25 protein-coding genes are annotated in these 25,478 nt (G+C 66.8%); 13 read left to right on the plus strand and 12 right to left on the minus strand.

Going from position 1 to position 25,478, the window contains the following annotated elements; translation table 11 throughout:
• Nucleotides 1-57 precede the first annotated feature (57 nt).
• Nucleotides 58-1,263 (minus strand): endonuclease/exonuclease/phosphatase family protein, encoded by a 1,206-nt coding sequence (locus LC407_RS02110; protein WP_223482117.1) that lies wholly within the window; start codon nucleotides 1,261-1,263, stop codon nucleotides 58-60.
• 38 nt (nucleotides 1,264-1,301) lie between these two features.
• Nucleotides 1,302-2,057 (minus strand): arginyltransferase, encoded by a 756-nt coding sequence (locus LC407_RS02115; RefSeq protein ID WP_032975961.1) that lies wholly within the window; start codon nucleotides 2,055-2,057, stop codon nucleotides 1,302-1,304.
• Nucleotides 2,058-2,213: 156 nt separating this feature from the next.
• Here LC407_RS02115 and LC407_RS02120 point away from each other — a divergent pair, with 156 nt between their 5' ends.
• On the plus strand, nucleotides 2,214-2,777 hold the full coding sequence (locus LC407_RS02120; protein ID WP_223482118.1) for an EF-hand domain-containing protein: 564 nt from the start codon (nucleotides 2,214-2,216) through the stop codon (nucleotides 2,775-2,777).
• Between the two features lie 51 nt (nucleotides 2,778-2,828).
• Here LC407_RS02120 and LC407_RS02125 read toward each other — a convergent pair whose 3' ends face one another.
• The 4 genes from LC407_RS02125 to LC407_RS02140 form a co-directional block, all read right to left on the minus strand.
• Nucleotides 2,829-4,040, minus strand: coding sequence for an RNA polymerase sigma factor (locus tag LC407_RS02125; protein ID WP_223482666.1), 1,212 nt, complete (start codon nucleotides 4,038-4,040; stop codon nucleotides 2,829-2,831).
• A 154-nt stretch (nucleotides 4,041-4,194) separates the two neighbouring features.
• Nucleotides 4,195-4,704 carry a pathogenicity-like protein gene (locus tag LC407_RS02130; RefSeq protein ID WP_033830623.1) on the minus strand — a complete coding sequence of 170 codons (510 nt, stop codon included), beginning with the start codon at nucleotides 4,702-4,704 and terminating at the stop codon, nucleotides 4,195-4,197.
• 3 nt (nucleotides 4,705-4,707) lie between these two features.
• Nucleotides 4,708-5,607, minus strand: coding sequence for an acyl-CoA thioesterase II (gene tesB, locus LC407_RS02135; protein WP_032951563.1), 900 nt, complete (start codon nucleotides 5,605-5,607; stop codon nucleotides 4,708-4,710).
• Between the two features lie 152 nt (nucleotides 5,608-5,759).
• Entirely contained in the window at nucleotides 5,760-6,536 is a 777-nt protein-coding gene (locus LC407_RS02140) for an enoyl-CoA hydratase/isomerase family protein (RefSeq protein ID WP_059063463.1), read from the minus strand.
• A 35-nt stretch (nucleotides 6,537-6,571) separates the two neighbouring features.
• Between LC407_RS02140 and LC407_RS02145 the strand changes: the two genes are divergently transcribed.
• Complete coding sequence (locus LC407_RS02145; RefSeq protein ID WP_223482119.1) at nucleotides 6,572-7,021, plus strand: copper chaperone PCu(A)C; 450 nt, start codon at nucleotides 6,572-6,574, stop codon at nucleotides 7,019-7,021.
• A 53-nt stretch (nucleotides 7,022-7,074) separates the two neighbouring features.
• Here LC407_RS02145 and LC407_RS02150 read toward each other — a convergent pair whose 3' ends face one another.
• The 3 genes from LC407_RS02150 to uvrA all read right to left on the minus strand — a co-directional run bounded on the left by LC407_RS02150 (nucleotide 7,075) and on the right by uvrA (nucleotide 11,280).
• Entirely contained in the window at nucleotides 7,075-7,800 is a 726-nt protein-coding gene (locus LC407_RS02150; RefSeq protein WP_223482120.1) for an enolase, read from the minus strand.
• 76 nt (nucleotides 7,801-7,876) lie between these two features.
• Nucleotides 7,877-8,284, minus strand: coding sequence for a thioesterase family protein (locus tag LC407_RS02155; RefSeq protein ID WP_059063469.1), 408 nt, complete (start codon nucleotides 8,282-8,284; stop codon nucleotides 7,877-7,879).
• Nucleotides 8,284-11,280, minus strand: coding sequence for an excinuclease ABC subunit UvrA (gene uvrA / locus LC407_RS02160; RefSeq protein WP_032975969.1), 2,997 nt, complete (start codon nucleotides 11,278-11,280; stop codon nucleotides 8,284-8,286). Before uvrA ends, LC407_RS02155 begins: the two co-directional genes overlap by 1 nt.
• 317 nt (nucleotides 11,281-11,597) lie before the next feature.
• Here uvrA and rplU point away from each other — a divergent pair, with 317 nt between their 5' ends.
• The 4 genes from rplU to obgE are packed head-to-tail and all read left to right on the plus strand — an operon-like array spanning nucleotide 11,598 to nucleotide 13,439.
• Nucleotides 11,598-11,915: a 50S ribosomal protein L21 gene (rplU, locus tag LC407_RS02165; RefSeq protein ID WP_004148331.1), complete on the plus strand. Its 318-nt coding sequence runs from the start codon at nucleotides 11,598-11,600 to the stop codon at nucleotides 11,913-11,915.
• Nucleotides 11,916-11,926: 11 nt separating this feature from the next.
• Complete coding sequence (gene rpmA, locus LC407_RS02170; RefSeq protein ID WP_025873853.1) at nucleotides 11,927-12,190, plus strand: 50S ribosomal protein L27; 264 nt, start codon at nucleotides 11,927-11,929, stop codon at nucleotides 12,188-12,190.
• 59 nt (nucleotides 12,191-12,249) lie between these two features.
• Nucleotides 12,250-12,387, plus strand: a complete 138-nt coding sequence (locus tag LC407_RS02175) for a hypothetical protein (protein WP_157804331.1) — start codon at nucleotides 12,250-12,252, stop codon at nucleotides 12,385-12,387.
• Nucleotides 12,384-13,439, plus strand: a complete 1,056-nt coding sequence (gene obgE, locus LC407_RS02180; RefSeq protein ID WP_025873852.1) for a GTPase ObgE — start codon at nucleotides 12,384-12,386, stop codon at nucleotides 13,437-13,439. The genes LC407_RS02175 and obgE overlap by 4 nt, the downstream gene beginning before the upstream one ends.
• A gap of 203 nt (nucleotides 13,440-13,642) precedes the next feature.
• Here obgE and rpsT read toward each other — a convergent pair whose 3' ends face one another.
• Nucleotides 13,643-13,912: a 30S ribosomal protein S20 gene (gene rpsT / locus LC407_RS02185; RefSeq protein ID WP_025873851.1), complete on the minus strand. Its 270-nt coding sequence runs from the start codon at nucleotides 13,910-13,912 to the stop codon at nucleotides 13,643-13,645.
• Between the two features lie 116 nt (nucleotides 13,913-14,028).
• Here rpsT and murJ point away from each other — a divergent pair, with 116 nt between their 5' ends.
• From murJ to LC407_RS02220, 7 genes are all read left to right on the plus strand, one after another.
• Nucleotides 14,029-15,633: a murein biosynthesis integral membrane protein MurJ gene (gene murJ, locus LC407_RS02190; protein ID WP_032951562.1), complete on the plus strand. Its 1,605-nt coding sequence runs from the start codon at nucleotides 14,029-14,031 to the stop codon at nucleotides 15,631-15,633.
• 75 nt (nucleotides 15,634-15,708) lie between these two features.
• Complete coding sequence (locus tag LC407_RS02195) at nucleotides 15,709-16,656, plus strand: bifunctional riboflavin kinase/FAD synthetase (RefSeq protein ID WP_025873849.1); 948 nt, start codon at nucleotides 15,709-15,711, stop codon at nucleotides 16,654-16,656.
• Nucleotides 16,653-19,484 carry an isoleucine--tRNA ligase gene (gene ileS, locus LC407_RS02200; RefSeq protein WP_223482121.1) on the plus strand — a complete coding sequence of 944 codons (2,832 nt, stop codon included), beginning with the start codon at nucleotides 16,653-16,655 and terminating at the stop codon, nucleotides 19,482-19,484. The genes LC407_RS02195 and ileS overlap by 4 nt, the downstream gene beginning before the upstream one ends.
• Entirely contained in the window at nucleotides 19,484-20,008 is a 525-nt protein-coding gene (lspA, locus tag LC407_RS02205) for a signal peptidase II (protein ID WP_032975973.1), read from the plus strand. The genes ileS and lspA overlap by 1 nt, the downstream gene beginning before the upstream one ends.
• Nucleotides 20,009-20,035: 27 nt before the next feature.
• On the plus strand, nucleotides 20,036-20,986 hold the full coding sequence (ispH, locus tag LC407_RS02210) for a 4-hydroxy-3-methylbut-2-enyl diphosphate reductase (protein WP_059063475.1): 951 nt from the start codon (nucleotides 20,036-20,038) through the stop codon (nucleotides 20,984-20,986).
• A 250-nt stretch (nucleotides 20,987-21,236) separates the two neighbouring features.
• The gene (locus tag LC407_RS02215) at nucleotides 21,237-23,120 is read left to right on the plus strand and encodes a peptidase M61 (protein ID WP_223482122.1); all 1,884 of its coding nucleotides are present in this window, start codon (nucleotides 21,237-21,239) and stop codon (nucleotides 23,118-23,120) included.
• Complete coding sequence (locus tag LC407_RS02220; protein ID WP_223482123.1) at nucleotides 23,117-23,782, plus strand: lysoplasmalogenase; 666 nt, start codon at nucleotides 23,117-23,119, stop codon at nucleotides 23,780-23,782. Before LC407_RS02215 ends, LC407_RS02220 begins: the two co-directional genes overlap by 4 nt.
• Before the next feature lie 8 nt (nucleotides 23,783-23,790).
• Here the strand turns inward: LC407_RS02220 and LC407_RS02225 are convergent, their stop codons facing one another.
• Both LC407_RS02225 and LC407_RS02230 read right to left on the minus strand, forming a co-directional pair.
• A complete protein-coding gene (locus LC407_RS02225; protein WP_223482124.1) occupies nucleotides 23,791-24,495 on the minus strand; it encodes a hypothetical protein in 705 nt (234 codons plus the stop codon).
• Complete coding sequence (locus LC407_RS02230) at nucleotides 24,492-25,460, minus strand: hypothetical protein (RefSeq protein ID WP_099783247.1); 969 nt, start codon at nucleotides 25,458-25,460, stop codon at nucleotides 24,492-24,494. The genes LC407_RS02225 and LC407_RS02230 overlap by 4 nt, the downstream gene beginning before the upstream one ends.
• Between the last annotated feature and the right edge of the window lie 18 nt (nucleotides 25,461-25,478).

Raw genomic sequence — 25,478 nt, forward strand, 5'->3', positions numbered from 1 at the left:
CCATAGGGCGCGCGACGCGGCCGGAAAAGCCGCCGGGCATGGCCCGGCGCTATCGGTTTATTTCACATCCACCCATACCAGGTGGTGGTCGCTGCCATCGGCGATCTTCGCTTCGGCACTCTCATTGGCCGGCCAGAACACGCCGCTGCCGAGGTACTCGAAACCGACCGAGGGCAGCACGTAGTCCAGGCGCATGGTGCCGGACTTCGGGCCGAAATCGCCGGTGGCATGGAACGGTGCACCCTTGCGGGTGATGCCCTTGGCCGCATAGGCCAGGCTGGTCTGCTCGGCGCCGATGCTGCGTGGGGTGGGGTAGCGCAGCACGCGGGCGTTCTCGATCAGTTCGACGATCGCCTCGTGGCGGCCATCGCCATCGACCGGATCATTGTTGAGGTCGCCAAGAATGACAAAACGCGCATCCTGGGCCAGGCCGCCGCACTGGCCCTTGTCGTCGCACAGCCACGGCTTGTCACCCTGGGTCAGGTATTCCTGCCACAGGCGCAGTTCGTCATGGTTGCGCGCGGCGTTGCGCTTTTCCGGGCCATCGAACACCGGCGGCGTCGGGTGCGAGACCAGCGCGTGGACCACGCCGGCCGGGGTCTTCACCGGTACATCCCAGTGCGACTTCGACGACAGCCGCAGCTGCGACCAGACGGTGTCGTTGTAGAAGCTCTTGCCGGTGCGCGGATCGACCGGGCGGATCGCGCCGGGCATCGCACTCCACTTCAGCAGCTGGAAGCTGCGCACCTTGGCTTCGTCGATCGGGTAGCGCGACAGCACCAGCATGCCGTACTGGCCCGGGTGCAGGCCGTAGCCCCAGGCGTCGTTGCCGCGACCGCGGCCTTCGCCGCCGACCACGCCGTTGTTGTCCAGGTCCAGGCCGCTGGGCACGCCGGTGTTCACCGGCGCCAGGTAGCGGTAGGCGAAGTGCAGCGGCTTGCCGCCACCGGGCTGGGCGACTTCCAGGTAGCGCTTCTGGAACAGGTCGGCGGCACGATGGGCGTCATCGAAGTCGAACTCGTTCAGCAGCACCAGGTCAGGGCGCGCCTGCTGCAGTACCGCGGCGATCTTGCGCGCATGTTCGCTGTCGCCTGCCAGCTCGGCGATCAGGCCGCCGGCTTCGTCCGAATACAGCGAGGTGTTGTAGGTGGCCAGGCGCAGCGCTGCAGACGGTTTTTCGGTCATCGCGGGGGACGTGGCGAAGGCGGGAGCGGCGGCGCCACAGAGCAGGGCCAGGCCGAGAATCAGGGGTTTGGCGTTCATGGGCCATATTGTGCACCTGGCCCGGTGTCAGTGGTTTGTCAGCGTCCGTCCAGTTCGTCATCGAAATCATGCCAGCGGCGGCCATCGTAGGCCTCCAGCGGGCGATAGCGCCGCTTGTAGTCCATCTTCTGGTGCTCGCGTATCCAGTAGCCCAGGTACAGGTGTGGCAGGCCCTCGCGGCGGGCCCACTCCAGCTGCTGCAGGATCGCGAACGTGCCCAGCCCGCGCGCGGCATGGGCGGGGTCGAAGAAGGTATAGACCGCCGACAGCCCGTGCTCGGTCACATCGGTTACCGCCACGCCCAGCAGCTGGCTGGGCTGCCCGTCGTGGCCGGGCAGGCGCATTTCCATGAAGCGCGTGTGCGACCAGCTGCCGATCAGGAACTGTTCGAACTCGTGCGGGCCGTGGTCGTCCATGCCGCCCTTGGCATGACGATGCACCAGGTAGCGGTGGTACAGCTCGAACAGATCCTCGCGTGGCATGGCCGCGGTGATGCGCACTTCCAGATCGGCATTGCGGGCGGCGCAGCGGCGCTGGCTGCGATCCGGGGCGAAGCGGGCCACCGGAATGCGCACAGCGACGCAGGCGTGGCAGTTCGCACAATGCGGGCGATAGACCAGATCACCGCTGCGTCGGAAGCCCCAGCTCAGGGCCAGCGGGTACAGCCCGCCGAGGCGACGGTCCTGCGGGTCCAGCACCAGGTCGCGTGCAACCCGGTCCGGCCAGTACCCGCAGGGGTGCTCGCCGGTCTGGAACAGTCGCAGTTCGTCGTCTCTGTCGCCGTGTCTCGCCATGGGCACAGCATAGCTCCAGCCTGTCGCAATGGCGGCGACTGTCCGCCGGATGAATGGAATGGGCGGCTGCGTCAACCGAGGTCGTGGTCAGGCGTTGTTGTCCTCCGAGGGTGAGGTGTTCACCCCGATGCCAATCCCATTCCCAGGAGTGACCCCATGATCCGTACCCCCCTGCTGCTGGCCCTGCTGCTCGGCACCTCCGCGACCGGCATTGCCTTGGCTGCCGACACCCCGGCTGCACCGGCGCAGCGTTCGGCCAAGCTGGATGCCAATGGCGACGGCGTCATCGACCGCAGCGAAGCGGCGGCCAACCCGCGCCTGGCCGCAAAGTTCGACGAGCTGGACAAGAACAAGGACGGCAAGCTCTCGCGTGATGAGCTGCCGCGCTGGAAGCATGGCCGCCACGGTGGTCGCGGCGGCGAGCGCTGGGCCAAGCTGGACACGAACAAGGATGGCCGCATCAGCCGTGACGAAGCCAAGGCCGATCCGCGCCTGGCCGAGCGTTTCGACCAGCTCGACCTCAACAAGGATGGCTACCTGGACAAGGCCGACCGCGAGCTGCGCATGAAGCAGCATCGTGACGCCTGGTTCGCCGCAGCCGATACCAACAAGGATGGCCAGCTGAGCAAGGCGGAGTTCGACGCCGCCAAGGGCCCGATGCACGGTGGCCCGCGCCACGGCGGCCCGCGTGACGGCGCCGCGCCGAAGCCGCAGCGCTGATTTTCAGTGCAGTGATCGACGACAACGCCGGCGCACTGCCGGCGTTGTCCGTTACAGGCGGCCGCTGAGCGTCATCGTGTAGGCCAGGGCACCGATGACGATCAGGTTCACCGCCATCATGCCGGTCAGGCCGTACATGGATTCGTACTTCCAGTTGATCCCGTTACGCCCACGCCGGGCTGCATCACGCGCGAGCAGCGGCGCCATGATTCGCCGCAGCGTCACCAGGCACTGGTAGTTGACCACCACCAGGCCCAGTGCCAGCACCAGCAGCTGCGCCCACATCGGCGCCTGCAGCAGCACGGTGAACAGGATGGCCAGGCACCAGCCCAGGCTGGTGCCGGTGCTGAGGTTGACGAAGCGGCGGACCTGGACCTGCTCGGCACCGGTCTCTGCGTAGGACAGCAGGAAACGCCCTCCGAGATAGCTGCCGAGCGCGCCACCGACGACGCCACCGATGATCGCGGCCCAGCTTGACGCAGGCAGCATCTGCAGCTGGCCCAGCGTGGCGGTCAACGAGCCGAGCGCGGTGCCGCCGGCAGCGCTGGCGCCACCGAGGCCGAGCTTGCTGCCACCCACGCCGACGCCGGTTCCCAGCAGGATCGCCGCGCTGGCGGTGCCGGGCGCGGCGATCATCACCATCGACACCACCGCCGTTGCGAACGCAGCACTCGGTGCGCTGCTGCGTGCGAATTCGCCGAAGCGCTGCAGCAGGCCCTCGCGCACCTGCGCACGGGCACGTGACAGGCGCTTGCGTACCGCCGCGTCGCTCAGCCCGAGCAGGTCGGCCACCTGCTGCGAATGCTGGCCCTCGCGGTAATACAACAGCAGGACTTCGCGGCTGTCGGCGGGCAGGGCAGAGATGATGTCTTCGGCAGCGATTTCCTCTTCCAGCCGCTGCAGGCGATCGGCCACGCCCGGGGTCGGATCCGCAGCCATGGTCAGCGCCACTTCGGCAGCCTCGCCGCTCAGCGGTCGGCCACGTTGTGCGCGCAGCCAGTCGCGGGCGAGGTTGCGGGTGATCTGCCGCAGCCAAGGCAGGAAGCTGCTCGCGCTGCGCAGCTGGTGCAGCTGTTGCCAGCCCTTCACGAACGCTTCCTGGGCGATGTCCTCGCTGGCCTGGCGGTCGCCGGTGATGGCCAGGGCGATGGCGGTGACCGTGTTCTGGCAGGCCAGCACGATGCGGCCATAGGCATGCTGGCAACCGCTGCTGGCGGCCGGCAGTTCGCGTTCCAGGGTTTCGTCGATGCTTGTGGCGAAGATCGTCATGGCGGCGGGCTCCTGCAGGGATTGTGTCCCATGACGGAGCCGCGCGCCCGATGTGACCGGTTCGCGTCCCGGTAGCGCCGGGCCATGCCCGGCGGCGTTTCTGTCAGGCCGCTGCGCTCGCCGGGCATGGCCCGGCGCTACCTGCGCGTTACGTGGACGGCTGGATGCGGACCCGCACTTCCTCTTCTTCCGGCGGTGCCGGCGCGGTCGGCTGTGCTTGCTGCGGCTGTGCCTGCGGGGCGGGCACCGGCGCGGCTGGGGCAGGGGCACCGCGATGGCGCAGGCCGATCACCAGCGCCACCCCGGCGATCACCACCAGCAGGGCGATGCGGATGCGCCAGGCCCAGCCACGACCACCGGCGCTTTCCTGCACATCATCGCGGAAGGCGAATTCGGCGGTCGGGTGGTCACGACGGGTGGTGTCGAGCAGGCGGGCGTCGCGCAGGATTTCGCGCGCACGCGGCTGGTCGTCGGCGCGCACGACCCACACCGCCGGGTAGGCGCCTGCATTGCCCAGGTCGGTATAGCTGAACTGACCCCGGCGACGGGTCTTGTACGAGCGTCCGTTGGTGACCTTCACCTGGATGTCGTGGCTGCGCAGGAGCTCGGCCACGCCTTCCACGGTTTCCACGCGCTGGCTGCTGAAAATCTGACGCATCGGTCAATCCTTGGCCGGCACGGCGGCCGCTGCTGCCTGGTCCGGAACCACGCGGATCAAGCCTTCCTGGGCGGTGCTGGCAACCAGCACGCCATCACGGGTGAAGAACTGGCCGCGGGCCAGGCCGCGCGAATCCTGCGCACTGGGGCTGTCCAGCGAGTACAGCAGCCAATCGTCGGCGCGGAACGGGCGGTGGAACCAGATCGCGTGGTCCAGCGAGGCCATCTGCACGTGCGGATGGTAGTAGCTGATGCCGTGCGGGAAGGTCGCCGTGCCCAGCAGGTGGAAGTCCGACGCGTAGGCCAGCAGTGCCTGGTGCAGCTCGGGAGCATCGCCCACGCGCTCGCTCAGGCGCAGCCAGACCTGGTGGTAGGGCGGGCGCTTGGGCGGATTCAGTTCATCGCGGGGATACACATGGCGGAACTCGAACGGACCGCCGCGCGAGAGCCAGCGCTGCACCTTGATCGGCAGGCGCTCAAGCACCTCCGCCGGCAACGGCCGGTTCGGTTCGATGTCTTCCGGTTGCGGCACTTCGGGCATCTTGTGCTGGTGCTCGGCACCGGATTCGGCCTGCTGGAACGAGGCCGCGCAGAAGAAGATCACCTTGCCATGCTGGATGGCGGTCACCCGGCGCACCGAGAAGCTGCCGCCGTCGCGGGTACGGTCGACGTCGTAGACGATCGGATGGTCGATGTTGCCGGCGCGGAGGAAATAGGCGTGCAGCGAGTGCACATGGCGACCATTGTCGACCGTGGCCTGCGCGGCCGCCAGGGCCTGGCCCAGCACCTGCCCGCCGAACACGTACTTGGTACCGATGTCGCGGCTCTGGCCGCGGAACAGGTTGTCCTCCAGCCGCTCCAGGGTGAGCAGATCGATCAGCTCGGAGACGACGGGTTCGGGCATGTCGTTCAAGGGGGCGGCCACAGCGATGAAAGAGGGGTCGATTATACCGGTGTAGGCCGGATGCCCCATCTTCGGTAGTGCCGGCCGCTGGCCGGCATCCGCAGGCGTCCCGGCAGGATCGCCAGGCTGCCGGCAGTGGCCGGCACTACCGTTTACTTGCCGAGACGCGCCGCCAGTGCCTGCAGTGCGTTCTGCGCATCCGGGGCGAACCAGGCCTCGACGAAGCGCTCGAGCTGGATCAGGTCCGGATGCAGGGCGTCGTGCAGCTCGGCGCGGGCGATGGCACGGGTCAGCAGCATCGGCTGCCGCGGCTGCTTCAGCAGGTCCTGCAGCCAGGCCACCGCACGGGCCGCCACCAGTTCGCCATCCACCAGTTCGTCGACCAGGCCGATCTGCAGCGCCTGTTCGGCCGGTACCAGCGCGCCGGTGGCCAGCAGCACGCTGGAGCGGTGCGCGCCCACCGCACGGCGCAACAGGCGCTGGATGCCTTCCGGTGCGATCAGGCCGACCTGCACTTCGTTCAGGCCGATGGCATACGGGCGCGCCGGATCGGCACTGCGTGCCATCACCCGGTAGTCGCAGCACAGGGCCAGCACGCAGCCGCCCGCCGGTGCATGGCCGGTGATCGCCGCAACCACCGGGATGCGGCTCTCGGCCAGCGTGCGTACCGCGCCGAAGAACGCGTTCCAGGTGTCCAGCAGCTTGTGCTTGTCATCGCCATGCGAGAGCAGGTGCGGCACGTCCATGCCGCCGGTGAAGATGCGCTCGCTGCCGGACAGCACGATGCCGTGCGCGTCCTCGGCCATCGCCAGTTCGATGGCATGGATCAACTGCCGGCACAGCTCGGTGTCCAGTGCATTGACCGGCGGCCGCGCCAGCCGCAGTTCGCGGATGGGGCCATGGTTGATCACCTCGATGAGCGTCGTCATGCTGCGGGTCTCGTTGCGAAGAAGGAACCTGGCCGATGATAACCAAACCATTCGTTGGCGTACTGTTGATGATGTGTGCGGGCGCAGCATCGGCGGCGGCAGCTGTGCCGGAGTGCGTCACCGTCTCGCAGGGCTGGGTACGTCTGCCGCCCAGCCCGACGGCGACGCCCATGACTGCCGGCTATGGCGTGATCCGTAACGGCTGCTCCACCGCGGTGGCCATCATCGGTGCGCGCAGTGCGAGTTTCGGTGATGTGTCGTTGCACGAGACCCGGATCGTCGACGGGGTCAGTCGCATGCGTGCCGTCGAGCGCCTGCCATTGGCGCCGGGCGAACGCGCCGTGCTCAAGCCCGGCGGCCTGCACCTGATGTTGATGGACGGCAGGCGCGCATTGGAGGAGGGGCAGCCTGTGTGGCTGCAGGTGCAACTGGAGGGTGGCACCGAAGTCAGCACGGCCCTGATAGTGCGCAAGGCCGCGCCGTAACGCGGCGCTCGTTCCGCCGGGCCATGCCCGGCGAGCGCGCAGCGCGGTGGGGCTTACGACCAGTCGTACGAGAACAGCACCGTGCGGCTTTCCGGCTCGTACAGCATCACGATCGCATCGGCACCGGTTGCACACCAGTTGTAGCCGGCCACTTCGGCCACGGCGAAGAACTTGTGGCCATCGCGGGTGATGATCGCGCGCTCGGCATCGTCCGGCGCATGCCGGTCGTCGGCAGCCTCGGTGAACGCCAGTGCGAAGGCGGCCGGAATCTCCGCGGTTTCGATCCAGTTGCCGGTCGATATCTGCCCGCCCAGCACATCGAGGTACGCCTGCTCGCCGGGCTCGCCGTCGCCATAGCGCGAATAGCTGGCCAGGCGTCCATGCTGCTGGAAGTACGCACGTGCCTTGCTGTAGCTCTCACGCATCTCAGCGATGTGCTCCAGCGCGTCTTTGTCCTGCATCTGGTCGCCGATGAAGTAGCCCTCCTCACCGAGGAAACGCATACGGTTGTCGGCGGTCAATTCAAAAGCGATCCAGTTGGTGCCGGTGAACGCGTTGTGGTGTTCTTCGGTGGCTTCGCCGATGCAGCCTTCATAGGGCTCGATCGGACACAGCAGGGTCGCGGCCTGGCCGGCCAGTTCCGGGCGCAGCACGCCCAGGTCGATCTTCAGCAGCGGCAGCAGATGCTGGCCAAGCCAAGCCTGGTCATCGGGGAATACGTCGGCGGGGAAGGGGACCATGCCGGGCAGCAGGTCGCGCAGTTCGGTCTGGTGGATCATGTCAGTCCTTTGATGGGAACGGTCGCGCCGGGCCATGCCCGGCGGGGAGAGTGCCGGCCAGCGGCCGGCACCACCTTCAGGTGGACGCGTTGCGGATGGCGTCCGGCAGCGGCGCGCTCTTGCCGGTCTGCGTGTCCATCCAGACCACCACCACGTTGCCGTCCGAATACAGCTTCGACTCGTCCTGCTGGTCGACGATGCGATGACCGATGGTCACGCTGCTGTTGCCCAGGCGTTCGACGAACAGCTCGACCAGGATGTCGTTGGGCCACACGATCGGCAACCGGTAGTTGACGTTGGTGGCAGCCACCACCGGCGCGATGCGGTCGGTCATCGACACGCCTTCCACGCCCAGCATCCAGCGCACGCGCGCCTCTTCCAGGTAGGAGATGTACTTGGCGTTGTTGACGTGGCCCATGCTGTCCATGTCACGCCAGCGCACGCTGATCGGAATGCGGGCCAGGATCTTGTGTTCGCTGCTCATCAGGCGTCCTTCTTCTTCTTGGTGCCGGCCGTGGCGGTCTTGCTGGCCTTGCCGGTGCTCTTGGCGGCGGCTGCCTTCTTCGCCGGCTTCTCGGGCTTCACCTTGCGCGGCGGGCGCGCATCGGGCTTGTTGGCCACGGCGGCGGGCTGGTCCGGTCGCGCAGTAGTGGACGGCAGCATCCGGGCGAGGAACTGCCCGGTATACGAATCCGGGCATGCGGCCACGTCTTCCGGCGTACCGGTCACCAGGATGGTGCCGCCGCGATGACCGCCTTCCGGACCCAGGTCGACGATCCAGTCCGCGGTCTTGATGACGTCCAGGTTGTGCTCGATCACCACCACCGTGTTGCCCTCGTCGCGCAGCTTGTGCAGCACGCCGAGCAGCGCCTCGATGTCGTGGAAGTGCAGGCCGGTGGTCGGCTCGTCGAGGATGTACAGGGTGCGGCCGGTATCGCGGCGCGACAGTTCCTTGGACAGCTTCACGCGCTGCGCTTCACCACCGGACAGCGTGGTCGCGCTCTGCCCCAGCTTGATGTAGCTCAGGCCGACATCAACCAGGGTCTCCAGCTTGCGGGCGATGGACGGGACCGGTTCGAACAGCTTCAGTGCATCTTCGACGGTCATTTCCAGCACGTCGTTGATGTTGAAGCCCTTGTACAGGATCTCCAGCGTTTCGCGGTTGTAGCGCTTGCCATGGCAGACGTCGCAGGGCACGTACACGTCGGGCAGGAAGTGCATCTCGACCTTGATCAGGCCATCGCCCTGGCAGGCCTCGCAGCGGCCGCCACGCACGTTGAAACTGAAGCGTCCCGGCGAATAGCCGCGCGCACGCGATTCGGGCACCTGTGCGAACAGCTCGCGCAGCGGGGTGAACAGGCCGGTGTAGGTGGCCGGGTTCGAGCGCGGGGTGCGGCCGATCGGCGACTGGTCGATGTCCACCACCTTGTCGAACAGGTCCAGGCCATCGATCTCCTTGTACGGCGCGATCGGGTGCGAGGCGCCGTTGATCTCGTTGGCAGCCAGCGAGAACAGGGTGTCGTTGATCAGGGTCGACTTGCCCGAGCCGGACACGCCGGTCACGCAGGTCAGCAGCCCCGCCGGGATGGCCAGGTCCACGCCCTTCAGGTTGTTGCCGGTGGCGCCACGCAGGTGCAGCGTCATCTTCGGGTTCGGCTTGTGCCGGCGCGCCGGGATCTTGATCGCGCGCTTGCCCGACAGGTACTGGCCGGTCAGCGAACGCGGTGCATCCAGGAGGTCCTGCAGGCTGCCCTGGCCGACGATCTCGCCGCCATGCACGCCCGCGCCGGGACCGATGTCCAGCACGTAGTCGGCCAGTCGGATCGCGTCTTCGTCATGCTCGACCACGATCACCGTGTTGCCAAGGTCGCGCAGGCGGGTGAGGGTGCCCAGCAGGCGCTCGTTGTCGCGCTGGTGCAGGCCGATGGACGGCTCATCGAGCACGTACATCACGCCCACCAGACCAGCACCGATCTGGCTGGCCAGACGGATGCGCTGTGCCTCGCCACCGGACAGGGTGTCGGCCTTGCGCTCCAGGGTCAGGTAATCCAGGCCGACGTCGACCAGGAAGCCGAGGCGTTCGCCGATCTCCTTGACGATCTTCGCAGCGATCTCGCCACGCCAGCCCGGCAGGCTCAGTTCGCTGAAGAACTTCAGGGCTTCATCGATCGGCAGCACCACCAGTTCCGGCAGCGGGCGGTCGGCCACGAACACGTTGCGTGCGGCCTTGTTCAGGCGCGCGCCGTTGCACTCGGGGCAGGCATGTTCGCTGATGTACTTGCCCAGCTCTTCCTGCACCGCCGCCGATTCGGTTTCCTTGTAGCGGCGTTCGAGGTTGGGAATGATGCCTTCGAAGCGGTGCTTGCGCTGGGTGCGGCCGCCGGCCTCGGTGAAGTAGGTGAAGGTGATCGCGTCCTCGCCACTGCCGTACAGCACGGCCTGCTGCACCTTGGCCGGCAGCGAGTTCCACGCCGCGTCGGTGTCGAACTTGTAGTGCTTGGCCAGCGAGGCGATCAGCTGGAAGTAATAGGCATTGCGGCGATCCCAGCCACGTACGGCACCGGCCGCCAGCGACAGCTCCGGATGCACCACCACGCGCGAGGGATCGAAGAACTCGGCCATGCCCAGCCCGTCGCAGCCGGGGCAGGCGCCCATCGGTGCGTTGAACGAGAACAGGCGCGGCTCCAGTTCCGGCAGCGAGTAGTCGCAGACCGGGCAGGAATACTTGGACGAGAACAGGGTAGGGGTTGCCGCGGCATCGTCCAGCGACTGCACCGACGCCATGCCATCACCCAGCTTCAGGGCGGTTTCGAAGCTCTCGGCCAGGCGCTGCTTGATGTCTTCGCGCGGGCGGAAGCGATCGATCACCGCTTCGATGGTGTGCTTCTGGCGCAGCGCCAGCGGCGGCACCGCGTCGATTTCGTACAGTTCGCCATCCACGCGTACACGCACGAAGCCCTGCGCGCGCAGCTGGTCGAACACCTGCGCGTGCTCGCCCTTGCGGTCGCGGATCACCGGCGCCAGCAGCATGTAGCGCTGTTCCGGGTCCAGCGTCAGCATATGGTCGACCATCTGGCTGACCGTCTGCGCTTCCAGCGGATAGCCGTGGTCGGGGCAACGCGGCGTGCCGACGCGTGCATACAGCAGGCGCAGGTAGTCGTAGATCTCGGTGATGGTGCCGACCGTCGAGCGCGGGTTGTGCGAGGTCGACTTCTGCTCGATCGAGATCGCCGGCGACAGGCCTTCGATATGGTCCAGGTCCGGCTTTTCCATCACGCTCAGGAACTGCCGCGCGTACGCCGACAGGGACTCGACGTAACGCCGCTGACCCTCGGCATAGATGGTGTCGAACGCCAGCGACGACTTGCCCGAGCCGGACAGGCCGGTGATCACGATCAGTTTGTCGCGGGGCAGGTCGAGGTCGATGTTCTTGAGGTTGTGCGTCCGCGCGCCGCGGATGCGGATGAAATCCATCGCCATGGGGAATCCGGTTGTGGGGGCGTGGCTGGGCCGCCGGGCCAGCGATAGGGCGGCAATCGGTCAGCCTACCGAGGTGACCAGATGGGGGCAATGGGCGACAATGCCAGCCCGGTGTCTCACCCGGTGAGACCGCCTGTCAGGCAGGGGTCAGATCCCTTTTCACCGTGTGAAAAGGGATCTGACCCCTGCTTGGGGGCCCCCGGGCCGTTCAGGGGGTTGACTTGACCCGTCCGGGGCCCTCTGCGTACAATCCCGCTCCTGTCCGCCCTCGACGGCGGCAGTCCATAGACCACAATAACTACAGAGGAAGTCTGGTCATGTACGCAGTACTGGTCACCGGCGGTAAGCAATACCGCGTGGCGCAGGGCGAAAAGCTCCGCATTGAAAAGCTCGAAGTCGAAGTCGGCAGCGAGATCAAGTTCGACAACATCCTGCTGCTCGGCGACAGCGATGGCATCAAGATCGGCGACGCCCTGAGCGGCGCTGCGGTCACCGCCACCGTCCTGTCCCAGGGTCGTGCTGACAAGGTCCGGATCATCAAGTTCCGTCGCCGTAAGCACCACATGAAGCGCCAGGGTCACCGTCAGTACTACACCGAAATCGAGATCACCGGCATTGCCGGTGGCAGCAAGTAAGGAGATAGGTCATGGCACATAAAAAAGGCGTAGGCTCTTCGCGCAACGGTCGCGACTCCAACCCGAAGTACCTCGGCGTCAAGATCTTCGGCGGCCAGGCCATCGAAGCAGGCAACATCATCGTGCGTCAGCGCGGCACCCAGTTCCACCCGGGTACCGGCGTCGGCCTCGGCCGTGACCACACCCTGTTCGCCCTGACGGACGGCAAGGTGGAGTTCACCGTGAAGGGCCCGAAGAAGCGTCGCACCGTCAGCGTCGTCTCGGTCGAAGCCTGATAAGGCTGCGTCCGGCGCCCATGCCTCGGCATGGCCGTGCTGGATGAAGAGCTCGCTGCATGAAGAGCCCCGCTTCGGCGGGGCTTTTCGTTGGAATCAATGGTAAAACGGGCATCGCCCGGTTGTCGGCCAGCGGCCGGCACTACATCAAGGTGGCGGCGTGCATGCCGCGCCCATCGCAGGCATCGAAACAATGAAACTGGTAGACGAAGCAGAAATCGAAGTGTTCGCCGGCAACGGCGGCAACGGCTGCATTGGCTTCCGTCGCGAGAAGTTCATTCCGCTCGGCGGCCCGGACGGCGGCGACGGCGGTGCGGGCGGCAGCGTGTGGATCCGCGCCGACGAAAACCTCAACACCCTGGTCGACTTCCGCCATGACCGCATCTTCAAGGCGCAGCGCGGCGAGAACGGCATGGGTCGCCAGGCCTATGGCAAGGGCGGCGAAGACATGGTCATCACCGTGCCGGTCGGCACCGTGATCATCAACGTGGCCACCGATGAAATCATCGGCGACCTGACCCAGCATGGTGATCGCCTGCTGGTGGCCAAGGGCGGCCGCGGCGGCCTGGGCAACATGCATTTCAAGAGCTCCACCAACCGCTCGCCGCGCCAGGCGCTGCCGGGTGAGCCGGGTGAGGAGCGCACGCTGAAGCTGGAATTGAAGCTGCTGGCCGATGTCGGCCTGCTGGGCTTCCCCAACGCCGGCAAGAGCACCCTGATCCGCGCCGTCTCTGCGGCAACGCCGAAGGTGGCCGATTACCCGTTCACCACGCTGTACCCGAACCTGGGTGTGGTGAAGGTGGAAAACTACCGCAGCTTCGTGATCGCCGATATTCCGGGCCTGATCGAAGGTGCTGCCGACGGTGCCGGCCTGGGCGCGCAGTTCCTGCGCCACCTGCAGCGCACCCGCCTGCTGCTGCATCTCGTCGACATTTCGCCGATGGAAGGTGGTGTGGAAGGTGTGTCGCCGGTCGAGCAGGTGCGTGCCATCGAGCGCGAACTGGAAAAGCACGATCCGGAGCTGCTGGCCAAGCCGCGCTGGCTGGTGCTGAACAAGGCCGACCTGATGTTCGAGGACGAGGCCAAGGCCGCTGCCGAGAAGATCGTCGCCGAGCTGGGCTGGAAGGAGCCGTGGTTCCTGGTGTCCGCACTGGGTCGCGAAGGCACCTTCCCGATCATGAGCCGGATCATGGCGTTCTTCGATCGCCAGAAGGAAGACGAGCTCGAGGCGGCACGCAACGCGCAGTAATGCCGTTGTGGTTCCCGCGAAAAACCCGGCTTCGGCCGGGTTTTTTGTTGGCGGCCGAATGGGGTCGGATCCCTTTTCCTGTGGAAAAGGGATCCGACCCCGGACATCGGTAGCGCCGGGCGCCGGATTACAGGCAACAAAAAACCCGGCCGAGGCCGGGCTTTTGCGTGCTGCCGGAGCCGGGGCTCCGGCAACCAACCGGATCAGGCGGCCTGGAGGGCCTTGATGCGGTCGTTCAGGCGGCTCTTGTGGCGAGCAGCCTTGTTCTTGTGGATCAGGCCACGCGCGCTGAAACGATCCAGGATCGGCTGGGCAACGGCGAAGGCGGCTTGAGCGCCGGCGGCATCGTTGGCGTCCAGCGCCTTGATCACTTTCTTGACAGCGGTGCGCAGCATCGAGCGCTGAGCCACGTTGCGCGCGTTGCGCACGACGGTCTGCTTGGCGCGCTTCTTGGCGGACTTGATATTGGCCACGGTGGTGGTTTCCTGAAAAATCGGTGTTATGGGAACAGCAAGCTAGCTAGTATGATGGCGTAAGAAATGTACGTCAAGTCGATTGTCAAGAGGGACGTTGAGTGAGTTCACCCAAGATGTTGCGGGGCCTGCTGTCGTTCAGCAGCATGACCATGGTCTCGCGGGTTCTCGGCCTGGTCCGGGACCAGGTGGTGACCTCGACCTTCGGCACCAACGCCATCACCGATGCTTTCTGGGTCGCCTTCAGGATACCCAATTTCCTGCGCCGGCTGTTCGCCGAGGGTTCCTTTGCCACCGCATTCGTGCCGGTGTTCACCGAGGTGAAGGAAACCCGCAGCCACGCCGAGCTGCGTGAACTGATGGCCCGCACCGCCGGCACCCTGGGCGGCGTGCTGATGCTGGTCACCGCGCTGGCGCTGATCTTCGCGCCGCAGCTGGCGTCGGTCTTCTCCAGTGGGGTGGACACCGACCCGGCCAAGCAGGGCCTGCTGATAGACCTGTTCCGCCTGACCTTCCCGTTCCTGCTGTTCGTCTCGCTGACCGCCCTGGCCGGCGGTGCGCTGAACAGTTTCCAGCGCTTCGCGATGCCGGCGCTGACCCCGGTCATCCTCAACCTGTGCATGATCGCCGGCGCACTGTGGCTGGCGCCGCGGCTGGGTGGCACCCCGGAAAAGCAGATCCTCGCCCTGGGCTGGGCGGTGCTGGCCGCCGGCCTGCTGCAGCTGCTGTTCCAGCTGCCTTCGTTGAAGGGCATCGACCTGCTGACCCTGCCGCGCTGGGGCTGGAACCATCCGGGCGTGCGCAAGGTGATGACGCTGATGGTGCCGACCCTGTTCGGCTCGTCGGTGGCGCAGATCAACCTGCTGCTGGACACCGTCATCGCCGCCAAGCTGACCGATGGCTCGCAGTCCTGGCTGTCGCTGGCCGATCGCTTCCTGGAACTGCCGCTGGGCGTGTTCGGCGTGGCCCTGGGCACGGTGATCCTGCCGGCGCTGGCCCGGCACCACGTCAGCACCGACCGCGAAGGCTTCTCGCGCTCGCTGGACTGGGGTCTGCGCATGACCCTGCTGATCTCGGTGCCGGCCATGCTCGGCCTGCTGCTGCTGGCCGAACCGCTGATCTCCACGATCTTCCAGCACGGCCAGTTCACCGCCTTCGACACCCGCATGACGGCGCTGTCGGTGTACGGCCTGAGCTTCGGCCTGCCGGCGTTCGCGCTGCTGAAGGTGGTGTTGCCGGCGTTCTACGCGCGCCAGGACACCAGGACGCCGGTGCGCGCCGGCGTCGCCGCGCTGGTGGCCAACATGGTGTTCAACTTCGCCCTGCTGGCGGTGCTGTACCAGGTGATGGTGCCCGATGAGCTGAAGGCGCAGGGGGTGATGGCGGCGCTGGGCAAGCAGCCCGGCCTGCACCTGGCGCTGGGCATCGCCAGCGCGCTGTCCAGTTACCTGAACCTGGGGCTGCTCTGGTACTGGCTGGGCAAGACCGATGTCTACCAGCGGCGTCCGGGCTGGGGCGGCTACCTGCTGCGCCTGTTGCTGGCGTGCACGGCGATGGTCGGCGTGCTGCTGGCCCTGCTGTACTGGCTGCCGGGCTTCTCGTCGATGGGCGTGTGGGAACGGATCGGCGCGCTCGGCCTGCTGGTCGGCGGTGGCGGGCTGACCTATCTGCTTGCGATGGTGGCGATGGGCTTCCGTCCGCGCGACCTGCGTGGGCATTGATCGTGGCTCCCGGCGGCTATACTTCAGGGTTACACCATTGAAGGGGCGGGCTTCGGCCGGCCGGAACGAGAGTTGATGAGCAGGCTGTTCAGAAGCGTCGAGGGCGGGGAGCTGTTCCCCAACGGAAGCGTGGTCTGCATCGGTGCATTCGACGGCCTCCACCTGGGCCATCGTGCGCTGGTGCGGCACGCGGTCGCGCGTGCGCGCGCCTTGGGTGTGGCTGCGGTGGCGGTGGCCTTCGAGCCCTTGCCGCGTGAGTTCTTCGCCCAGGGTACGCCGCCGCCGCGGTTGACCCTGGCACGCAGCAAGGTCGAGATCCTGCACGAACTGGGCGTTGATGCGATCGGCCTGCTGCGCTTCGACGCGGCGATGGCGGCGATGCCCGCTGAAACCTTCGTGCGCCAGCTGCTGGCGCAGCGCCTGAACGCCCGCGAGGTCTGGATCGGGCCGGAGTTCTGTTTCGGCAACCGTCGCCGTGGCGATCTGGCCCTGCTGCAGGCGCTGGGCGCCGAGCTCGGTTTCAGCGCCGGCGAGATCGAAGCGGTCGACCTGCATGGTGACCGCATCTCCAGCACCCGTATCCGCCAGCTGCTGCAGGAAGGCGACTTCGCCCGCGTCGGCGACCTGCTCGGTCGCCCGTACTCGATCAGCGGGCGGGTCGTGCGCGGGCGCCAGCTCGGCCGTACGCTGGGCTTCCCCACCGCCAACCTGCGCTTCCCGAAGACCCCGGCGCTGTCGGGCATCTACGCGACCTGGGTGCACGGGGTGTTCGACCAGCCGTGGCCGTCGGTGTCCAGTTTCGGTACCCGGCCGACCGTGGACGGCGTGGAGCCGCTGCTGGAAGCGCACCTGTTCGATTTCCAGGGCGACCTGTACGGGCGCCACATCGAAGTCGAATTCGTTGCCAAACTGCGTGACGAAGAGAAATTCAACGATCTGGCGGCGCTGACCGACCAGATGCACCGCGACGCCGAACAGGCGCGTGCCATCCTTTCCGAACATAGATTGCGAGCCACTGCGTGAGCCAGGACTACAAGACCACCCTCAACCTGCCGGCCACCGAATTCCCGATGCGCGGCGACCTGCCCAAGCGCGAGCCGGGCATTCTGGCGCGCTGGGAAGAGCAGGGGCTCTACCAGCAGCTGCGCGACAACGCCGCCGGCCGCCCGCTGTTCGTGCTGCATGACGGCCCGCCGTACGCCAATGCGCGCATCCACCTGGGCCATGCGGTCAACAAGATCCTCAAGGACATCATCGTCAAGTCGCGCTACCTGGCCGGCTTCGATGCGCCCTATGTGCCGGGCTGGGACTGCCATGGCCTGCCGATCGAAATCGCGGTGGAAAAGAAGTGGGGCAAGGTCGGGGTGAAGCTCGATGCGGTCGCGTTCCGGCAGAAGTGCCGCGAGTTCGCCGAGGAGCAGATCGACATCCAGCGCGCCGACTTCAAGCGCCTGGGCGTCACCGGCGACTGGGACAACCCGTACAAGACCCTGAGCTTCGATTTCGAGGCCAACGAGATCCGCGCGCTGTCCAAGGTCATCGCCAACGGCCACCTGCTGCGCGGCGCCAAGCCGGTGTACTGGTGCTTCGATTGCGGTTCGGCGCTGGCCGAGGCCGAGATCGAATACCAGGAAAAGACCTCGCCGGCGATCGACGTGGCCTACACCGCGCGCGATGCGCAGGCCGTGGCGCAGGCGTTCGGCGTAAGCGTGCCGGCCGACGTGGAAGTGGCCGTGCCGATCTGGACCACCACCCCGTGGACGCTGCCGGCCTCGCTGGCGGTATCGCTGGGCGCGGACATCCGCTACGTGCTGGCCGAAGGCCCGGCGCACAACGGCAAGCGCCGTTGGCTGGTGCTGGCCGCTGCACTGGCCGAGCGCTCGCTGCAGCGCTACGGCGTGGACGCGGTGGTGCTGCACGGTGAGGCCGAAGGTTCGGCGCTGGAAAACCAGCTGCTGATCCATCCGTTCTACCCGGAGCGCGAGATCCTCGTGCTCAACGGCGAACACGTGTCCGACGAGGACGGTACCGGTGCGGTGCATACCGCCCCCGGCCACGGCCAGGAAGACTACGTGGTCAGCCAGAAGTACGGCCTGCTGGACAAGTACAACGCCGGCCAGATCACTCCGATCGACGGCCGTGGCGTCTACCTGGAATCGACGCCGCCGGCAGGCGAGGTGGTGCTGGCGGGCCAGCACCTGTGGAAGGCGCAGGAGGCGATCGTGCAGGTGCTGCGCGACAGCGGCGCGCTGCTGGCCTTCGTCGAGATCCGCCACAGCTACCCGCACTGCTGGCGGCACAAGACGCCGGTGGTGTTCCGCGCCACCCCGCAATGGTTCATCTCGATGGACAAGGCCAACCTGCGCAGCGATGCGCTGGCCGCCATCGATACCGTCGGCTGGTTCCCGACGTGGGGCAAGGCGCGCATCCAGAGCATGGTCGACGGCCGTCCGGACTGGACCATCTCGCGCCAGCGCACGTGGGGCGTGCCGATCGCACTGTTCACCCATCGCCAGACCGGCGAGATCCACCCGCGTTCGGTGGAGCTGATGCAGCAGGTGGCCGACCGTGTGCAGGCTGAAGGCATCGACGTGTGGTATTCGCTGGACGCGGCCGAACTGCTGGGCGATGAAGCGGCCGACTACGAGAAGGTCACCGACATCCTTGATGTCTGGTTCGACTCGGGCGTGACCCACGAAGCGGTGCTCGCTGCCCGTGGCTTCGGCAAGCCGGCCGACCTGTACCTGGAGGGTTCGGACCAGCATCGCGGCTGGTTCCAGTCCTCGCTGCTGACCGGCGTGGCCATCGACAAGCGCGCGCCGTACAAGCAGTGCCTCACCCACGGTTTCACCGTGGACGAGCACGGCCGCAAGATGTCCAAGTCGCTGGGCAACGGCATCGAGCCGCAGGAAATCATGAACAAGCTGGGCGCGGACATCCTGCGCCTGTGGATCGCCTCGGCCGACTACAGCAACGAGATGTCGCTGTCGCAGGAAATCCTCAAGCGCACCGCCGACGCCTACCGTCGCCTGCGCAACACCGCACGCTTCCTGCTGGGCAACCTGGACGGTTTCGATCCGGCCCAGCACCTGCGCCCGCTCGACGAGATGGTCGCGCTGGACCGCTGGATCGTGCATCGCGCCTGGGAACTGCAGGAGAAGATCAAGGCCGCGTATGACAACTACGACATGGCCGAGATCGTGCAGCTGCTGCTGAACTTCTGCAGCGTGGACCTGGGCTCGCTGTACCTGGACGTGACCAAGGACCGCCTGTACACGATGCCGACCGATTCGGATGGTCGTCGTTCGGCGCAGAGCGCGATGTACCACATCGCCGAAGCGTTCACCCGCTGGGTGGCGCCGATCCTGACCTTCACCGCCGATGAGCTGTGGGGGTATCTGCCGGGCGACCGTGCCGGCCACGTGCTGTTCACCACCTGGTACGAGGGCCTGGCTCCGCTGCCGGCCGACGCACAGCTCAACGCGGTCGACTTCGACCAGCTGCTGGCCCTGCGCGAGCAGGTGGCCAAGGTGCTGGAGCCGATGCGCGCCAATGGTGCGATCGGCGCCGCGCTGGAAGCGGAGATCACCATCGCCGCCAGCGAAGAGCAGGCGACCCGCTGGCAGCCGCTGGCCGATGAACTGCGCTTCCTGTTCATCAGCGGTGACGTGCAGGTGCGTCCGGCGACCACCGACGAGGTGTTCGTCAGCGCGCAGCCGACGCAGAAAGCCAAGTGCGTGCGCTGCTGGCACCACCGTGCCGACGTCGGCAGCAATGCCGACCACCCGGAACTGTGCGGCCGCTGCGTGACCAACGTCGCCGGTGCCGGCGAAGTGCGGAGCTGGTTCTGATGGCCGCCGCGCGCCCGCATCCCAATGCGCTGATCTGGCTGCTGCTGTCGGCAGTCATCATCGGCCTGGACCAGTGGTCGAAGGCCTGGGTGCTGTCGAGCCTGCCGGAGTTCCAGCCGGTGGTGGTCATCGACGGCTTCTGGAACTGGTACCGCACCTACAACACCGGGGCAGCGTTCAGCTTCCTGAGCGATGCCGGTGGCTGGCAGAAGCACTTCTTCACCGTGCTGGCGATCGCCATCAGCGGCCTGATGGCCTGGTGGCTGCGCGCGACCGCCCGTGGCAACTGGAAGGCCGCCGTGCCGTACGCGCTGATCATCGGCGGTGCGATCGGCAACGTCATCGACCGCCAGGTGCATGGCCACGTGGTCGATTTCATCCAGTGGTACGTCGGCGAGCATGTCTGGCCGTCGTTCAACATCGCCGATTCGGCCATCGTGGTGGGTGCCGTCGGCATCGCCCTGTTCGGCCTGTTCGACGGCAAGTCCGCCAAAAAGGCGGATAATGCCAATCCGAAACCGTAAGCCGGCCGCTGCCGGGAGACTGAACTGATGGATGTGCTGCTCGCCAACCCGCGTGGTTTCTGTGCCGGTGTCGATCGTGCGATCGAGATCGTCAAGCGCGCGATCGAAACGCTGGGCGCGCCCATCTATGTCCGCCATGAAGTGGTGCACAACCGCTTCGTGGTCGACGACCTGAAGCAGCGCGGCGCGATCTTCGTCGAGGAGCTCGACGAAGTGCCGGACAACAACACCGTCATCTTCAGCGCCCATGGCGTTTCCCAGGCCGTGCGCCAGGAAGCCGAGCGGCGTGGCCTGAAAGTGTTCGACGCCACCTGCCCGCTGGTGACCAAGGTCCACTTCGAAGTCGCCCGCCACTGCCGTGCCGGCCGTGACGTGGTGCTGATCGGCCACGCCGGTCACCCGGAAGTGGAAGGCACCATGGGCCAGTGGAACCGCGAAGCGGGCACCGGCCAGATCTACCTGGTCGAGGACGTGGAGCAGGTGGCCACGTTGCACATCAACCAGCCGGAAAACTTCGCCTACACCACCCAGACCACGCTGTCGGTGGATGACACGCGCGGCATCATCGATGCGCTGCGCGAGCGCTACCCGGCGATGCAGGGGCCGAAGAACGACGACATCTGCTACGCCACGCAGAACCGCCAGGACGCCGTGCGCGACCTGGCCAAGCGCTGTGACCTGGTGCTGGTGGTCGGTTCGCCGAACAGCTCCAATTCCAACCGCCTGAGCGAGCTGGCCCGCCGTGAAGGCGTGGAGAGCTACCTGATCGACGGTGCACACGAGATCGACCCGGCCTGGGTGGTGGGCAAGCAGCATATCGGCGTGACCGCTGGTGCCTCGGCACCGCAGGTGCTGGTCGATGGCGTGCTGGCGCGTCTGGCCGAGCTGGGCGCGTCCGGTATCGGTGAGCTGGACGGCGAGCCGGAATCGATGGTGTTCGCGCTGCCGAAGGAACTGCGTCTGCGCCTGGTCGACTGACCGGCAGCGCTGCTGGTGGGTGCGTACCCTGGTTCGCACTGTCGGCTGTACGTCATCCAGGCGTGGCGTGGATCTACTGCTCTGCTTTCCAGCAGATCCACGCCATGCGTGGATGCTGCCAGTCTTCGCCGACGCTCCGATGAGGCTTTGCCGCATCTGGTCGATGCGCCACTGACCATGACCTTCGGCCATGGGGCTCGGCACCTCACAGGCCTAGCATCGGGGAATCCTTCGCTGCTGGAAGTTGCCGATGAAAACCCGTGCCCTGGTGATGTCCGTGCTGTTCGCGCTGGCGGCTACGCCCGCGCTGGCGCAGACTCCGCCACCGGGTGATACCGCCGCCCCCGGCCTGCTGCGCATCGACGTCGATGCACGCGACCTGGCCCGGCGCATCTTCAAGGTGACTGCCACCGTACCGGCCAAGCCTGGCCCGATGACCCTGCTGTACCCGCAGTGGATTCCCGGCAACCATTCGCCCACCGGCCCGATCGACAAGCTGGCCGGCCTGCGCGTCACTGCCAACGGCAAGCCGCTGGCCTGGCAGCGCGACCAGTACAACGTGTACGCGTTCAAGGTGGATGTGCCGGCGGGCGTGAGCGAGATCGTCGCCCACTTCGATTTCCTGTCTTCGCAGGGCGGCAGCCAGGGCCGGGTGGTGATGACCCCGGAAATGCTCAACCTGCAGTGGAACGCCAACTCGCTGTATCCGGTCGGCGTGGACGCGCGCAACCTGCAGGCGCAGGCCAGCGTGACCCTGCCCAAGGGCTGGGCCTACGCGACCGCACTGGAAACCGCACGCCGCGATGGCGACACCGTGGTGTTCAAGCCGATTTCCTATGAGCACCTGGTCGATTCGCCGCTGTTTGCCGGTGAGCATCACCAGCGCATCGACCTCGACCCGGGCGCGAAGGCGCCGGTACATCTGAACGTGTTCGCCGACGATGCCAAATCGCTGAAGCCGACCGACGCGCAGCTGAAGGCGCACCGTGCGCTGGTGCAGCAGGCGGACAAGCTGTACGGCGCGCGCCACTACGACCACTACGAATTCCTGCTTGCGCTGACCGATCGCCTCGGCGGCATCGGCCTGGAGCACCATCGTTCCAGCGAGAACAGCGCCGACCCGGGCTACTTCACCGAGTGGGACAGCAACGCGTGGATGCGCGACCTGCTGCCGCATGAGTACACCCACTCGTGGAACGGCAAGTACCGTCGTGGTGCCGACCTGGCCACGGCCAACTTCAATACGCCGATGGGCGACAGCCTGTTGTGGGTGTACGAAGGGCAGACCCAGTTCTGGGGCCAGGTACTGGCCGCACGTTCGGGGCTGTGGTCCAGCGAGCAGGCGCGCGACATGCTGGCCAATGTGGCGGCCACCTATGATCGTGGTCGCCCGGGCCTGGCCTGGCGACCGCTGCAGGACACCACCAACGACCCGACCATCGCCCAGCGTCGCACCCTGCCGTACCGCAACTACCAGATGAGCGAGGACTACTACTCCGGCGGGCAGATGCTGTGGCTGGAGGTGGAGGGCAAGCTGCGTGGGCTGACCGGCAACCGGCGCAGCCTGGATGACTTCGCGCGTGCCTTCTTCGGCGTCGGCAACGGCGACTGGGACGTCAATCCGTACACCTTCGATGACGTAGTGGCGACCCTCAACGGCATCGCGCCGTACGACTGGGCGAGCTTCCTGCGCCAGCGCCTGGACGGGCACGGATCGCTGACCGGTGGCCTGGAACTGGCGGGCTGGAAGCTGGTCTACCGCGATGCGCCTAACGAGGCCTACAAGGCGCAGGAAAAGCGCGCCAAGGCAGCGCTGCTGGCCTACTCGCTGGGAGCGACGGTGCTCGACAGTGGCGTGGTCGGTGATGTGGTCTGGGACAGCCCGGCGTTCAATGCCGGCCTGGTACCGGGCATGAAGGTGATCGCCGTTGGTGGCCGCGAATACAGCAGCCAGCGCTTGAAGGATGCGGTGGCTGCGGCCGCCACTGACAAGGCGCCGGTCACGCTGCTGGTCAAGCAGTTCGACCGCATCGACACGATGAAGATCGACTACCACGGTGGCCTGCAGTATCCGGTGCTGGAGCGCATCGCCGGCCGCCCGGATCGCCTTGCAGAGCTGTGGAAGGCACGATGAAGCTGCGCACGCGCGATGGGTTGATCCTGGTGGTGGCCGTGCTGGCCATCATCGGCGCCTACCTGGACGGCGACGGGCGCTGGCTGCACTGGTTGGCCAAGCCGGCGACCACGCTGCTGATCGCCGCCATCGCCTGGCAGGCGCGGCCGGCGGGCGATGCGTTCTACCGGCGTGCGGTGCTGGCCGGCATGCTGTTGTCCTGTGCAGGTGATATCGCGCTGATGCTGCCGATCGACGCGTTCGTGCCAGGCCTGGTGGCCTTCCTGCTGGCGCACCTGTGCTACATCGCCGCGTTCCGTGCCGGCCTGCGCGCGGGCCGCGGATTGCTCGCTGCCTTCGTGCTGCTTGCCGCATTCGCTTCGATCAACGTCACCGGCCTGTGGCCGCATCTACCGCTGCCGATGCGCGTTCCGGTGCTGGCCTATGTCGTGGTGCTGGCGCTGATGGCAGTGCTGGCACTGGCCCGCTACTGGAAGCGGCCGCACGTCGACGCACTGGAAGCGGGCAGCACGCGTTGGGCTGCCGCTGGCGCACTGCTGTTCGTGGCCAGTGATTCATTGCTGGCGTGGGATCGCTTCGGCGGTGGCCTGCCGATGGCCAGCCTGCTGGTGCTGTCCACCTACTACGCTGCGCAGTACGCCATCGCCCGCTCGGTGAGATAGCCCTTTTTCTACTGCAGGTTGCCCTTGGCGTCGTAGCGCAGGCGTACGGTTTGGCGGTCGCCGGCTACTTCATCCGGCAACCACGCCAGCTTGCCGCCCTTGCGGATGACCACATACACATGGCCGACGTCGGCGGGCGTACGCATCAGTGCATTGCGCTGTTGCTGCAGGGCCTGCGTCACCCGTGGCACGGCATCGAAATCGATGTTGGCCAGTGCAGTGCTGCTGCGGCGCAGGGTGATGGTCGGCGCGAACTGCTGCGGATTCACCGCATCGCCCTTGCGCCATTGTCCGCGTTGGTAGTGGTAACTATCCACGTGGCCCGGCTGCTGTGGATCGACCAGGTCGATGTCGATTCGGCCGTCGTCATGGAAGTGGATGCTGTGGAAAACGACCAGGCGTTCGCCGGCCAGTCCGGGCATCGCCTCCAGCGCCTGCCGTGCCACCTGCAGGCGCTCGCTGTCGAGCAGCAGGTTCGGCCGCGCGCGCCTTGACAGCGGCATCGGTTCGGGCGCCGCCCGTGGCGTTGCGATGGCCACCGTTCGCAACGGTTGTTCCCATGGGTCTTGTTGCAACGCATCCGCAGGCACGGTCGATGCGGCGCCACGCAGGGTCGCGTTGACGGTCTGCAATGCGCCGCCTGCCGTGGCGGCACCGGCCAGGGCCAGCACCACCCCGGCGAACACCAGCGGCGTGGACACGGGCCGCTTCACGCGTGCTCCATGCGCACGCTGCGGCGATCATCCGGGTCGTAGAGGATGTCGACCTGCCCGCGTGGAATGTTGGCCAGTTCGAGCAGCGCAACGAAGCGGCGCACGCTGGCCTGCTGCACGTTGCCCTCGCGGTCGAGATATTCCAGCTTGAACTCGACCTGCGGTTGTTCGTTGACGTAGGTGCCGGTCTGGCGCACGTCGAGCACCTGCGCTTCAGCGCCGATACCACGGTACTTGAGCGCTTCGCCGCGCGCGTCGATCTGCAGTGTGCCGGCCAGCAGGCGCGCCAGCAGACGCAGGCCGATCAGGTAGCCGCACAGCACCAGCGGGCAGACCAGCAGCGGATGGCCGAAGCCCAGGAACGTCCAGCCCAGTCCATCGCTCTGCAGGCGATAGGCCATGACGTACGCGGCAGCGACCACGACAATGCCGATCAGGCCGCCGATGCCGCGGCGCCACAGGCTGGCGCGGTCCAGTTCCGGTTGCGATCCTGCCAGCATCAGGTTGGGCGCGGGGCCGGGTGTAGGGCTGAGCAGCACCTCCAGCTGGCTGCCCACGGCGAAGCGCTGCAGCTGTGGTTTGCTGTCGACCACGACCAGGGTTTCGGTGATCGGGGTGCCGGACAGATTGTCGAAGGCCAGCTGCAGCCGCCACTGCGCGAAGCCGCGCACCTGCACGCCGGTCTGTTCGGCCTGCTCGATGCGTGCGCTGCGTGGCGTGCCGTCGGCCAGGATGCCGCGCACACGTTGCAACGCACGGGGTGGCGCCAGCAGCAGGTAATGCAGGAAGGCGTACAGCAGCACCAGCCACAGCGTCAGCGACGTCGCCAGCAGGGCCAGTGCCAGCCAGGGCGCGCTGCGGTCGCCCGCTTCCAGCGGCCAGCTGGTGCCGAAGTACAGCAGGCAGGGGAAGGGCAGCGCGAAGAACAGCATGAGCGCGCCCAGGAACCAGAGGTAGGCTTTCATGACTCGCCTTCGACGCCG

This window comes from Stenotrophomonas sp. OVS01A, assembly GCF_019969775.1.
Lineage (GTDB): Bacteria > Pseudomonadota > Gammaproteobacteria > Xanthomonadales > Xanthomonadaceae > Stenotrophomonas > Stenotrophomonas indicatrix.